General features: G+C 60.8%; 13 protein-coding genes. 4 read left to right on the plus strand and 9 right to left on the minus strand.

Annotated elements, in window-relative coordinates; all coding sequences use genetic code 11:
- Window positions 1-88 precede the first annotated feature (88 nt).
- From GLP43_RS05840 to doeA, 3 genes are read right to left on the minus strand one after another with little or no spacing between them, the layout of a single operon-like run.
- Entirely contained in the window at window positions 89-1,462 is a 1,374-nt protein-coding gene (locus GLP43_RS05840) for an aspartate aminotransferase family protein (RefSeq protein ID WP_237278564.1), read from the minus strand.
- A 27-nt stretch (window positions 1,463-1,489) separates the two neighbouring features.
- Window positions 1,490-2,482: a N(2)-acetyl-L-2,4-diaminobutanoate deacetylase DoeB gene (doeB, locus tag GLP43_RS05845; protein WP_237278565.1), complete on the minus strand. Its 993-nt coding sequence runs from the start codon at window positions 2,480-2,482 to the stop codon at window positions 1,490-1,492.
- 4 nt (window positions 2,483-2,486) lie between these two features.
- The gene (gene doeA, locus GLP43_RS05850) at window positions 2,487-3,662 is read right to left on the minus strand and encodes an ectoine hydrolase DoeA (protein WP_237278566.1); all 1,176 of its coding nucleotides are present in this window, start codon (window positions 3,660-3,662) and stop codon (window positions 2,487-2,489) included.
- Window positions 3,663-3,780: 118 nt separating this feature from the next.
- On the opposite strand from doeA, the gene GLP43_RS05855 reads away from it, so the two are divergent.
- Entirely contained in the window at window positions 3,781-4,236 is a 456-nt protein-coding gene (locus GLP43_RS05855; protein ID WP_237278567.1) for an Lrp/AsnC family transcriptional regulator, read from the plus strand.
- A 21-nt stretch (window positions 4,237-4,257) separates the two neighbouring features.
- Here the strand turns inward: GLP43_RS05855 and GLP43_RS05860 are convergent, their stop codons facing one another.
- The gene (locus GLP43_RS05860; protein WP_237278568.1) at window positions 4,258-4,698 is read right to left on the minus strand and encodes a PACE efflux transporter; all 441 of its coding nucleotides are present in this window, start codon (window positions 4,696-4,698) and stop codon (window positions 4,258-4,260) included.
- 232 nt (window positions 4,699-4,930) lie between these two features.
- Here GLP43_RS05860 and speB point away from each other — a divergent pair, with 232 nt between their 5' ends.
- Window positions 4,931-5,887 (plus strand): agmatinase, encoded by a 957-nt coding sequence (gene speB, locus GLP43_RS05865; RefSeq protein ID WP_237278569.1) that lies wholly within the window; start codon window positions 4,931-4,933, stop codon window positions 5,885-5,887.
- A 75-nt stretch (window positions 5,888-5,962) separates the two neighbouring features.
- Here the strand turns inward: speB and GLP43_RS05870 are convergent, their stop codons facing one another.
- From GLP43_RS05870 to GLP43_RS05885, 4 genes are read right to left on the minus strand one after another with little or no spacing between them, the layout of a single operon-like run.
- On the minus strand, window positions 5,963-8,173 hold the full coding sequence (locus GLP43_RS05870) for a xanthine dehydrogenase family protein molybdopterin-binding subunit (RefSeq protein WP_237278570.1): 2,211 nt from the start codon (window positions 8,171-8,173) through the stop codon (window positions 5,963-5,965).
- Window positions 8,170-9,144, minus strand: coding sequence for an FAD binding domain-containing protein (locus tag GLP43_RS05875; protein WP_237278571.1), 975 nt, complete (start codon window positions 9,142-9,144; stop codon window positions 8,170-8,172). The genes GLP43_RS05870 and GLP43_RS05875 overlap by 4 nt, the downstream gene beginning before the upstream one ends.
- The gene (locus GLP43_RS05880) at window positions 9,141-9,647 is read right to left on the minus strand and encodes a 2Fe-2S iron-sulfur cluster-binding protein (RefSeq protein ID WP_237278572.1); all 507 of its coding nucleotides are present in this window, start codon (window positions 9,645-9,647) and stop codon (window positions 9,141-9,143) included. The genes GLP43_RS05875 and GLP43_RS05880 overlap by 4 nt, the downstream gene beginning before the upstream one ends.
- A 55-nt stretch (window positions 9,648-9,702) precedes the next feature.
- A complete protein-coding gene (locus tag GLP43_RS05885) occupies window positions 9,703-10,644 on the minus strand; it encodes a LysR substrate-binding domain-containing protein (protein ID WP_237278573.1) in 942 nt (313 codons plus the stop codon).
- A 117-nt stretch (window positions 10,645-10,761) separates the two neighbouring features.
- Between GLP43_RS05885 and GLP43_RS05890 the strand changes: the two genes are divergently transcribed.
- Window positions 10,762-11,466 (plus strand): SDR family oxidoreductase, encoded by a 705-nt coding sequence (locus GLP43_RS05890; protein ID WP_237278574.1) that lies wholly within the window; start codon window positions 10,762-10,764, stop codon window positions 11,464-11,466.
- On the plus strand, window positions 11,456-11,704 hold the full coding sequence (locus tag GLP43_RS05895; RefSeq protein WP_005852034.1) for a DUF6552 family protein: 249 nt from the start codon (window positions 11,456-11,458) through the stop codon (window positions 11,702-11,704). The genes GLP43_RS05890 and GLP43_RS05895 overlap by 11 nt, the downstream gene beginning before the upstream one ends.
- 191 nt (window positions 11,705-11,895) lie before the next feature.
- Here GLP43_RS05895 and GLP43_RS05900 read toward each other — a convergent pair whose 3' ends face one another.
- A complete protein-coding gene (locus GLP43_RS05900) occupies window positions 11,896-12,780 on the minus strand; it encodes a polysaccharide deacetylase family protein (RefSeq protein WP_237278575.1) in 885 nt (294 codons plus the stop codon).
- Window positions 12,781-12,782: the final 2 nt, after the last annotated feature.

Below are 12,782 nucleotides of genomic sequence, written 5' to 3' on the forward strand. Positions count from 1 at the left end.
TGCAACGGCCAAGCGCCGTGTTAGCGCCCGCAGTATGCCCCACCTGTGGGGGTCGGTTCGCCCTGCGAAACAAGGCGAACCGGGGCGTTTATCCCAGCACGGTTTTTACCGCATCCGCGGTCGCGGCGACGACTGTATCGACCTCTGCGCGGGTGATGCAGAAGGGCGGGGCAAAGCCGGTGATGTCGCCTTGGGGCATGGCACGGGCGATCACGCCGCGTTCCAGCATCGCGGCAGAGATCGCGGCCCCCACCTTGGCAGCAGGGTCAAGCGGCGTGGCGTCTGCCTTGTCGGCCACATATTCCACCGCGCAAAGCAGCCCTTCGCCACGGATGTCCCCCACATTCGGATGATCGCCAAGCGCCTCTTTCATCGAGGCGTTCAGATATCCGCCCACCTCGGCCGCGTTGCTGACAAGGTTCAGGTCGTCGATGAGCTTGAGGTTCGCGACACCCGCCGCGGCACAGATCGGATGCGCCGAATAGGTCCAGCCGTGACCGATGGGGCCGTTCTCGTCCGTGCCCTGTTCCAGCACCTTCCACATCCGGTCCGATACGATCGACCCCGACAGCGGCGCATAGGCCGAGGTCAGCCCCTTGGCGATGGTGATCAGATCGGGTTTCAGCCCGTAGTGATCCGACCCGAACATCGTCCCTAGACGGCCAAAGCCGGTCACGACCTCATCCGCGATCAGCAGGATGTCGTGGCGGTTCAGCACCTCTTGGATTGCGTCCCAGTATCCGGCGGGCGGGGGCACGATGCCGCCAGTGCCCAATACGGGTTCCCCGATAAAGGCCGCGATGGTGTCGGGCCCTTCGGCTTGGATCAGCGCCTCGAGCGCGTTGGCGCATTGCGCGGTAAACTCGGCTTCGGACTGGGTGCGGTCCTTGCGACGATAGTAATAGGGGGCGTCCGTGTGGATCACGGGGTTCATCGGCAGGTCGAATTTGTCGTGGAACAGTGACAGGCCGGTCAGCGAGCCGGTCATCAGCCCCGACCCGTGATAGCCGCGCCAGCGCGAGATGACTTTCTTTTTCTGCGGGCGGCCAAGGATGTTGTTGTAGTACCAGACGAGCTTGATGTTCGTCTCGTTCGCGTCCGAGCCTGACAGACCGAAATAGACCTTGGACATATGCGCCGGTGCGCGGTCCATGATCATCTTGGCCAGCGTGATCGAGGTCTCGGTGCCGTGGCCCACATAGGAGTGGTAATAGGCCAGTTGATGCGCCTGTTCGGCGATGGCGTCGGCTACTTCGGTCCGGCCATAGCCTGCGTTCACGCAGTAGAGCCCGGCAAAGGCGTCCAGCATCCGGTTGCCATCGCGGTCCTCGATATGGACACCCGACGCCCCTGTGATCACCCGCGTCGCGGATTCACCCCGCGCATGCTGTGCCAGATGCGTAGAGGGATGGAAAAAGTTTTCGCGGTCCCATGTGGCGAGTTGATCATCATTGCGAAGCATAGGTCAGGCTTTCTGTTTAGGAGAGTTTCAGGTGAGTTCGGTGGCCAGCACGGCAAGGCAATCGCCCGGCTGTGCCAGTCCGGGGTGATGGCGGGCGATCACGATGCCCCCCATCTGGGCACGGATTTCACGCGGGGGCAGGCCCGTATGCCGGCTGTTCCACAAGCGCGCGATCAGGTCGCCTTCGGCCACTGTGTCGCCAAGGGTGACGTTGAAATCGACCAGCCCACCGTGGTTGGTGACGTGAAAACAACGGTCGTCGTCTTGCGACAGCATGCGCGATGGCGCAGTGACGGGCTGGCCTTGCAGGATACCGGCGTGGATCAGCAGGTTGCGCACCCCTTTACGAGCGACCTGCGCCGTTTCCGGCGTGGCAGTGCCGCCGCCGCCCAATTCGGTGGTGACGAAAGTCTTGCCCATAGCTTCTGCCGCATCGTCGTACATGCCTAGCGCGTCGATCTCGCGCATCTCGACACTGAACGGTGCGTTGAACGCATCGCGCGCGGCGCGGCAGCGGGCCTGCTGGTCAGGGTCGTCCAGCGTGTGACAGGCGGCGAAGGGCAGAAAGTCCAGCGTTTTGCCGCCCGAATGGAAATCAAGCACGACATCCGCTATCGGCAGCAGCACCCGTTGAAAGTAGTCCGCGATCTTCTGCGTGGGCGTGCCATCGGGACGACCGGGAAAGCTGCGGTTCATGTTCACCCCGTCGAGCGGGGACACGCGTGTGCCGGCCGCAAAGGCAGGCTGGTTCATGAACGGGATGATGATCACGCGCCCCGTGACGTCCTTGGCCTGCAGGGTCTGGGCAAGCTCGACCAAGGCCAGCGGCCCTTCGTATTCGTCGCCGTGGTTGCCGCCGGTCAGCAGGGCAGAGGGGCCGTCGCCGTTTTTCACTTGGGTCACCGGGATCTGTATCGCACCCCAGGCACTGTCATTGCGGCTATAGGGCAGGCGCAGATAGCCGTGCTGCACGCCGTCGCACTCAAAATCGATGGTGGCCGAAATCGGATTGTCCCGCATAGCACTATTCCTTGATCACAAGCGCACGCGGGGTGGTGCACAGACATTCGACACCGGTTTGCGTGATGACAATCGGCTCTGTGATCTCGATCCCGCCGTCGTCAAGCCAAAGTGCGGGCATAAAGTGGAAGGTCATTCCGGGTTCCAGCACGGTGGTATCTCCTGCGCGGAACGACATGGTGCGTTCGCCCCAGTCCGGAGGGTAGGACAGGCCGATCGCGTAACCGCAGCGGCTGTCTTTCTCGAACCCGCGGTTGCGCAGGGTGGTGTTGAAGGCGCGGGCGATGTCTTCGCAGCGGTTGCCCGGTTTGGCCTGCTCTAGCCCGGCATCAATCGCTTCGAGCACGGCATTCTCTGCATGCAGATACTTCTGCGGAGGCTTGCCCAAGAACAAGGTACGCGACTGCGGACATTGATAGCGTCGGTGCGCGCCCGCGATTTCAAAGAACGTGCCTTCGTTGTTGCGCAGGGGGGCATCGTCCCATGTGATGTGCGGCGCGGTGGCATCCAGACCCGAGGGCGTCATGGGTACGCAGGCGGGGTAGTCGCCCCAATGCCCTTCGGCCCCGCTGACTGAGGCGTGATAGATATCCGCGATCAGATCGTTCTTGCGCATCCCGACCTCGGCCTTTTCGCGGATCACCACGTGCATCCGTTCAACGATCCGCGCGGCGCGACGCATATATTCAAGCTCGGTCGGGGATTTCACCGCACGTTGCCAGTTCACCAGCGCCGTGGCGTTCTGGATATTGACGCCCGGCAGCCGCGTTTGCAGTGTCAGGAATGCGGAAGCGGTAAAGTAGTAATTGTCCAGCTCGAACCCGATGCGCGCATTCTCTAGCCCGCGGTCCGCGATGAGACGGGCGAGATCCTCCATCGGGTGTTTGTCGGGGTTCTGGACGTAGGTGTCGTCATAGCCGACGATATTGTCATCATCCAGATAGGTGGTGCGCTGGGCACCGGCGCTGTCCATGGCGCGCCCCCACCACACGGGCTGGCCTTCGTGGGTCAGCAGCACGCCTTGATGCACGTAGAACGACCACCCGTCATAGCCCGCCAGCCACGCCATATTGGAGGGATCGGTGACAAACAGCGCGTCCAGCCCGCGGTTGGCCATTTCGGCGCGTGTTTTCGCCAGACGTGCTGCATATTCGTGCTGTGTGAAAGAATGGTCGATCATGTAGGGATTCCTGCCAGGGTATTGTGCGAGTTTAGCTTTTTCGCGCTGTGCAATTATGCGAATAATGCGGCTACGCGGGTAAAAGCTGCAAACTTTTGTAAGATATGGGGAATTCAGGATGATTGATGCGATAGACCGGAAAATCCTGCATCACGTGCAGCGCGACAATCTGCTCACCAGCGCGCGCCTTTCCGAACTGGTCGGGCTATCGCAAACCTCGGTCCAGCGGCGCCTTGCGCGGCTGCGTGCGACCAAGGCGATCGAGGCCGATATCGCCGTCGTCTCGCCCGAGGCCGTGGGCCGTCCTCTGACCATGCTGATCGCGGTGGAACTGGCGCGGGAACGGTCCGATATCATCGACCGTTTCAAGCGAGCGGTGCGGGAGCGGGCAGAAGTGATGAGCGCCTACTACGTGACCGGAGAGACCGACTTTATGCTGATCGTCAGCGCCAAGGACATGCAGGATTACGAGACGTTCACCCGCGATTTTTTCTACAACAATCCCGATATCAAAGGGTTCAAAACCACCGTGGTGATGGACCGGATCAAGGCGTCATTCACCTTGCCGGTCTGATCACCACAATGGGTTGGTGAGCTAGGCGCTTTCCGCCTGCTTTTGCGACCATTCGGGTAGCGGAAAAAGCGTGTCGTAGATCAGGTTAAACACGTAGGCATAAACGAGGTAGAATGCCGCCAGTGCGATATCCAGCACGAAGGCATCCCACAGGCTGATCCCCAGATACCAAGCGATGAACGGCAGCAGCACCACCAGCAGCCCTGCCTCGAAGGCCAGCGCGTGCAGCACCCGGACGATGCGCGATTTCAGGGTGGTTCCCGTCAGCCGTTGTAAGGCCAAGTCAAAAAGCACGTTATAGCCAAGGTTCCAAAGCGTCGCGAGCGTGGCGCTGACAATGCCCACGACACCAAAGTCATGTAAGGGCACGTCAAACAGGATCGCGCCTGCGGGGATCACAAGGATCAGCGCGATGACTTCAAAACTGATGGCGTGGCGAAGACGGTCAAATGCAGAGCGCATGTTATACCTCATTGAAGGGCCGGGTCGTCCCGGCAATTTTCCATTCAGGGGAGGTCGTCCTCACATGGATATACGTGCCAAAGCTGTGCGAGGATTTCAAGAGGCACAGGGGCGGGAAGCGCGGAAAGCTGCTTGGCTTTGCGGGCAAAGCTGCGAAGCTGCGCGAAGACATCGAAGCTTGGGCGTTTGTCTGCGCGGCCCAAGCTTCGAGACAGCGAAAGGGAACGTGACGATGACTAAATCATCCTACAATCAGCCGCTTAGCGGAAATGCCATGCCGCGGACCGGTGGGCCTGCCACTATGATGCGCCTGCCCGCGGCAGAGACAGCGGCGGGGCTGGATGCGTGTTTTCTGGGCATTCCGATGGATATAGGCACCTCCAACCGTCCCGGTACGCGGTTGGGCCCACGGCAGATACGCGACGAAAGCCGCATGATCCGACCCTATAACATGGCCACCGGTGCGGCCCCGTTTGAACATCTTCAGGTGGCAGATATCGGTGACGTGCCGATCAACCTATTCGATCTCAAGAAATCGGTATCCATCATCGCAGACCACTACCGCGAGGTGCTGTCACACGGGGCGATCCCGCTGACCTTGGGGGGTGACCACACGCTGACTTGGCCAATCCTGCGGGCGATTGCGGAAAAGCACGGGCCTGTCGCGTTAATTCATGTGGATGCCCATTCGGATACCAATGACGAGATGTTCGGCGAGAAAGAGGCGCATGGCTGCCCATTTCGCCGCGCGTGGGAGGAAGGCTGCCTGCAAAACGACAAAGTGTTCCAGATCGGCCTGCGCGGGACGGGCTATAGCAAGGACGACTTTGACTGGGGGCGGCAGCAGGGCTGGACCTGCATTCAGGCTGAAGAATGCTGGCACAAATCACTGACCCCGTTGATGGCAGATATCCGTGCCAAGATCGGCGATGCGCCGGTTTATCTGACCTATGACATCGACAGTCTTGACCCTGCCTTCGCGCCTGGAACGGGCACGGTCGAGGTAGGCGGCTTGACTACCATGCAGGGGCTGGAAATCATTCGAGGGACGGCGGGGCTGAACCTTGTGGGGGGCGATCTGGTTGAGGTTTCCCCGCCCTATGACCCTGCGGGCAATACCGCGATGATCGCAGCCAGCTATCTGTATGAAATGCTATGTGCACTGCCCGGCGTGCCGCAAGGAAGATAGCCCGCCTTTCGCATGTCACACGCAACCGGCCCAGCCTATGGCCACGCCGGTTGCGTGTTGAACGCGGTTTTCAGGTTATACGTCTGGCAGGCCCGACATAATCTTGTCCATCGTCGCGGGCAGGTCACGCACCCGCACACCACAAGCGTCGTAAATCGCGTTGATGATGGATGCGCCTGCGCCACAGATGCCCAGCTCTCCGATGCCTTTGGCCTGCATGGGGTTCGCCCAAGGGTCGCGTTCCTGCACGAAGTTCACAGTTAGCTGTGGCACATCAAGGTTCACTGGCACGTGGTATTCAGCCAGATCGTTGTTCACCAAATGGCCGTCGCGTTTGTCGAACATTAGCTCTTCGGTCAGCGCCATGCCGATGCCAAAGGTCATGCCGCCCAGACATTGCGAGCGCGCTGTCTTGGCGTTCAGGATGCGACCGGCGGCGAAGCTGCCGTGCATCCGGCGCACGCGCGTCTCGCCGGTGACGCTGTTCACGCCAACCTCGGCAAAGAAAGCACCGAAGGTGGCCTGACGACGGTCGGTCTGGGTGTCACCCTTCTTGATTGTGCCCTTGACCGTGAGGGGGCCATCCTTGGTGAATTCCGGCAGATCGGCACGGCGATTGTTGGCGGTGGCGACACCATCTTGCAGGGTCAGGTCGCGTTCCTCTACGCCCATAGCCTCGGCGATCTTTTTGCGCAGGGCTTCGCAGGCGACAAAAACCGACCCGCCCGAGGACGCAGCACCCCAGCTGCCACCGGACCCAGCGGCCTTAGGCAGGCTGCTGTCGCCCAAACGCACCGTCACACGGTCCGAGGGCACGCCCAGCATTTCGCCCGCAATCTGGGTGAGGATCGCATAGGTGCCCGTGCCGATGTCGGTCATATCGGTTTCAACCAGCAGACTACCGTCCTGGTTCAGGGTCACGCGGGCGTGGCTTTCGCCCAGCATATTGACGCGAGTGGCAGAGGCCATGCCGTAGCCGATCAGCCATTCACCGTCCGTCTTGCCGACCTCGCGGCTGTCCCAGCCAAAGGTCTTGGCACCATCATCCAACGCCTCGGCCAGTTTGTGGGACGAGAACTCGCGCCCGTCCGACGGGTCGACATCCGGAATGTTGCGTTTGCGCAGCTCGACGGGGTCGATGCCACTTGCGACCGCCAGTTCGTCCATCGCGATCTCGAGCGCGGTGATCCCGACCGCTTCCCCCGGCGCGCGGACAGAGCCTGCACACATGCGGTTGATCCGCTTGATATGCATCCCGATCTCGCGGTTCTCCCCACGGTAAAGGAATGGCGTGGCCTGGGCTACCGGCTCTGCAAAACTTTCGTCCATCAGTTGCGACACGGTGGAATCGTGCCCGATACCGGTCATGCGTCCATCGGCATCCGCAGCGAGCTTGATGTGCTGCACAGTCTCGGATCGACGCATTGTCGCTTCCAGCACCTGCTGGCGCGTCAATACGACAGCCACGGGCGCACCCAGCTCGCGCGCGGCGAGCGCAGCGGCCACGGCCTCGTGGCTGATCCCCAGTTTGGAGCCGAAGCCACCGCCCACGAAGGGGGCCAGAAGATGCACGTTCTCTGGGTCGATCCCAAGGGCGTCGGCCAGTTCGTTCACATTGTATTTGAGCATCTGGTACGACCCGCGCAGGGTCAGCTTGTCGCCGTCCCATTGCGCGATTGCAGCGTGGGGTTCCATTGCCGACGAGCTATGCCCGCCTGTGCGATAGGTTTCGTCCACGGTGTAGGCGGCTTGCGATAGGGCGGCGTCCAGATCACCTTGGGACGATTGTTTTTCCTTCGGTGTCTCGATCTCTGCCGTTTCCAGGTCGGTGACCGCATCGTCGGGCGTGATCTGAAGCTCGACCATATGCGCCGCGTGGCGGGCCTGCTCGAACGTATCGGCGACCACCAAGCCCACGGGCTGACCGACATAGGAAATCTTGCCGTCCGGCTGCACCGGCGCTTCGTTCGCGGTGCCTTGGGCCGGGTTACGCAAGAACGTCTTGCCGTGGAACACGCCACGCACGCCATCCAGTTTGCGGATCGCCTCGGCGTTTAGGCCGGTGACCTGACCGCCCGCGACAGGGGCACGCACCAATACGCCGGTCATCATGCCCGCGGGCTGATCCTCATGCGCATAGGTGGCGCGGCCTGATACTTTCAGTGGGCCGTCGGGACGGTCCATGCCAGTGTGGATTAACCCCTGAACCGTGGCGTCCAGCCGGTTGCGGTCATCGGGTTCATCCATTGTCAGTTCGGCGGTCGAGATATTGATACCGTCGGTCATTGCTGTACCCCCGTGAGTTCCTTGAGTGTGGCGATGAGCGTGCGTCGGGCCAGCGGCACCTTGAACGCATTGCCTTCTTTCGGTGTGGCCTCTGCCACCAGAATATCAGCGGCTTTGCCGAACACCTCGCGCGAGGGTTCTTGCCCGATCAACGCGTCTTCGACTGCCGGATCGCGCCAAGGCATTGATCCGATACCGCCGCAGGCAATCGCGGCTTGGCTGATCTTGCCATCCGTCACTTCGATCCGCGCCGCGACCGATACCATCGCAAAGGCATAGGATGCGCGGTCACGTACCTTGCGGTAGGTCTGGCGACCCTCGGCGGGGGCGGGGAGGATCACGGCGGTGATCAACTCTCCCGGTTGCAAGACGGTTTCGACGGCGGGGTCAGTGGGGATCAGATAGAAGTCGGACAGCGGCACAGTGCGGGTCACGCCGTCGGCCGCCTCTATCTCGACCTCGGCCCCTAACATCTGCATGGCGACCGCCATATCGCTGGGGTGGCTGGCGATACATTTGTCAGTCACGCCAAGGATCGCGTGCAGACGGTTCGCCCCCTCCATTGCGCTACAGCCGGAACCGGGCTCGCGTTTGTTGCATGGCTGATCGGTATCGTAGAAATAGTAGCAGCGGGTGCGTTGCAGCAGGTTGCCACCCGTGGTCGCCTTGTTGCGCAACTGACCGGACGCGCCCGCCAGCAGGGCAGAGGACAGCGCGGCAAAATCCGACCGTACGGTCATATCCGCCGCCAGATCAGAGTTGGTGACCAAAGCACCGATGCGCAGCCCGCCGTCGCGGGTTGGGGTGATCTGTTTGAGGTCCAGTCGCGAGATATCGACCAGCCGGTCGGGGGTCATCACCTCTAGCTTCATAAGGTCCAGTAGATTGGTGCCCCCGGCGATGATCGTGGCATCTGGGGTGCCGGTGACATCGCTATTGGTACCGGCGCGGATGTAATCGAACTGTCTCATGATTTCCCCTTCGCCGATTCACGGATCGCATCGACAATGTTGGGGTAGGCGGCGCAGCGACAGATATTCCCGGACATCCGCTCTGATATCTCGTCATCGGTCAGCTCGGGCGAGGCTGTCAGGCTGCCGGATACGTTAGAGGGCCAGCCGGCTTTGAACTCTTCGAGCATGGCGGTGGCTGAGCAGATCTGACCCGGTGTGCAATAGCCGCACTGGAAACCGTCGTGTTTGACAAAGTTCTGCTGCATGTCGGACAGGTTGCGTTCGTCGCCCAGACCCTCGATCGTGGTGATCTCGTCGCCGTCGTGCATACAGGCGAGCGTCAGGCAAGAATTGATGCGGCGGCCGTTGACCATGACGGTGCAGGCACCGCATTGGCCGTGGTCGCAGCCCTTTTTGCTGCCGGTCAGGTTCAGGTGATTGCGCAGCGCATCCAGCAGCGACGTGCGGGTGTCGGCGTCAAGACTATGGTCTTCGCCGTTAACGGTCAGTGTCGTCTTCATGAGGAGGGGGCCCTTTGTCTTGTGACATCTATGAAGAAGAACCCCCGCCAGCGGGTCAGGGTTCCGCTATGGGAAGGTTGCTTTCGTCGTTTGGGGTTACGGCACCCTCTGCCACGTCGTCGCGGGCGCGGCCCAGTAGCCAATCACGGACATGGGCGGCACCACTTGGGGAGCCTTGCCGTGGGGACAAAAGGTAAAACCCGCTACCACCGCTCAATGCGCCTTCAATCGGTTGCACCAGCCGTTTCGCACGCAGATCACGCTGGACAAGAAATCGGCTGGCAAGGGCAATCCCCTGACCGGCAAGCGCCGCATCAAGGCTGAGCGTCGTCTGGTTGAACCGCACACCTCGCGCCGTCGGCACATCGCGCCCAAAGATCGTTTTGATGAACTGCGGCCAAAGATCATGCGTGTCATGCAGCAGTGTCGCCTCTGCGATAGCTGCCGCGTCCATCGGCGTATTCAGCACTTCTGCCAAATGGGGGGCGCAGACGGCGACGATCTGCTGCTCGAACAACAGATCAGCGCGCAGGCTCGCCCCGAATGGCGGATTGCCCTGCCGCACGGCAAGGTCGATTCCATCCGCGTGGAAGCTGGACACTCTTTCGGTCGCGGTGATGCGCAGATCAATGCCGGGGTGCGCTTGGGTAAACGCTGCCAGTCGGGGGATCAGCCATTTCGACGCAAAGGTGGGGGTGACACTGATCGTGACGTGGGACGGCGCGGTGCGCAGCGCATCTGTTGCATCGGCCATTTGGTCGAAGGCGCGGGCAATCGCGATGTGATAGGCGCGCCCTTCTTCGGTAAAGGCCAACCCGCGGGGCTCTCTGAGGAAGAGACGCAGGTTCAGATGGTCTTCTAGCCCGCGCACCTGTTGGGCCACGGCACCTTGGGTCACGCCCAATTCATCGGCTGCGGCGCGAAAGGTCAGATGGCGGCCCGCCGCTGCAAAGGCGCGTAGCCCGTTCAGAGGGGGGAGGTCGTTCGAGGTAGGCACAGTAGAAATCCTATCGTCATGCAGCAGTACGTCTGGCTGGTCGAAGCGTTGCGATGCGCTTACCTGCGGTGAAGCAGACGCGCTAGCGCTGTTTAACACATATAGGAGGCAAACGTCGTGAGTGTAGAAAAAGTAGCGTTAATCACAGCGGGCGGCAGCGGCATGGGGGCAGGGGCCGCCAAAAAGCTTGCCGCCGATGGGTTCAAGGTCGCGATCCTGTCGTCCTCTGGCAAAGGCGAAGTACTGGCCACAGAGCTTGGCGGCTTCGGTGTGACCGGCACAAACCAGTCGGTTGATGATCTGGCGCAATTGGTGGATGGCGCTATGGAGCGGTGGGGGCGCGTGGATGTGCTGGTAAATTCAGCCGGTCACGGCCCCAAGGGCGACATCCTGGAGATGACGGATGACGATTGGCATCAGGGCATGGACGTGTACCTGATGAACGTGATCCGCCCCACGCGGCTTGTGACTCCGATCATGGCAGCACAGGGCGGCGGCGCGATCATCAACATTTCTACCTTCGCCGCGTTCGAGCCCGACCCGCTGTTCCCCACATCAGGCATTTTCCGCGCGGGGCTTGCTGGGTTCGCCAAGCTTTACGCCGATCAATACGCAGAGAAGAATATCCGCATGAACAACGTCTTGCCGGGGTTCATCGACAGCCTGCCTGAAACAGACGACCGCCGCGCGCGTATCCCCATGGGCCGGTATGGCACCGAGGCAGAGGTCTCCTCCCTCATCGCGTGGCTGGCGTCCGACCAAGGCGGCTATGTCACCGGTCAGAACTGGCGCATCGACGGAGGGCTGACCCGTGCCGTCTGATCTGATCGCCTTGCGCAGCAGCACCCGACTTGCGTTCTGGATCAAATGGGCCGCGTCGATCGTGCAGATCCTCGGCTACGCCGCAACGGGATTCGGCTGGACGCCGTGGAATCTTTACCTGTTTATCGTCGGCGTCATCGGTTGGTTCATTGTCGGCACCCTGTGGAATGACAGGGCGATCATGCTGATCCACCTTGTCGCACTGGGGTCGATGATCGTTGGCATGGCCAGCCAGTAAGGCGGCTAACCTTGCAAGTACGATGCCCGCCGGAATGGCGGGCGTCGGTGTCCATAAGCGCGGCACCCTACGCGCTGTTGCGGGGACGGCACAGGGGGCGTATGACCTCTTGCGAGCCATCTCTGCGACAGGCGTCGTAAAGGATTAATTGATGCGGGACGTTGTCTGAAGAACCAAAAGTCGCTTGCCACCTAAGGCACCAAGTCGGGTATTACCTCATAGCAATAGTCCGAAATAGCGCCGCTTGTCGTCAGCCATACCTGGTCTTGGTTGGATACAATATGAGACAGTGCCCGGCGTAAATGTCTAAGCCTATAGGGCTGTCCGACCAAATAGGGATGCAAAGCGATGCCCATGACAAGTGGTTGCCGCGAAGACTGTTCAAGCATTTCGTCGAAGTTATCGATGATCATATTCGCAAATTCGGCCGCACCATCCTTGCGTGCGACGATAGAGGGAATGTCGTTGACCTCTTGCGGATAGGGGATCGACAAGAGACGCCCGTGGCGTGTTTTCATCCAAACAGGTTGATCGTCCATGCACCAGTTTAGCGTGTATTTGTACCCAGTCTCTGAAAGTAAATCTGGCGTATTCAAGCTTTCCGAGATCCATGGAGATAGCCAGCCCTTCGGCTGTTTACCTTCAGCATCGTTGAGGACTTTCGTAGCTTCGGAGATCAGCTCGGCTTCCCTCTCCGTCGTCAGGTCGCTTTGGCGTTCGGAATTCGTTCGCCCGTGCCCGACGATCTCGTCACCGCGCGCGCTGAAGGAGGCCATGAGGTCTGGCGCGTATTCATACATTTCACTGTTGGCGAGCACACTGGCAGGCAGCCCTAATGCATCAAACAACTCTAACAGCCGCCATGCACCAACGCGGTTGCCATAGTCGCGCCAAGCGTAGTTTAGGACATCTGGTTGCGGGCCCCCAGGTGCCAGTTCGGCACCAAGTCCAGAGCCAAAGGTAAAATGTTCGAGATTGAGCCCGATGTAGACTGCAAGCCGTTTGCCTTCAGGCCAGTTATAGTCGGCGCGCTTAGAGATTGGAGAGTAGTCGTATCTACCATGATGAGGGAGCATAA

This window comes from Sulfitobacter sp. M39 (genome assembly GCF_021735935.1).
In the GTDB taxonomy this organism is placed as follows: domain Bacteria; phylum Pseudomonadota; class Alphaproteobacteria; order Rhodobacterales; family Rhodobacteraceae; genus Sulfitobacter.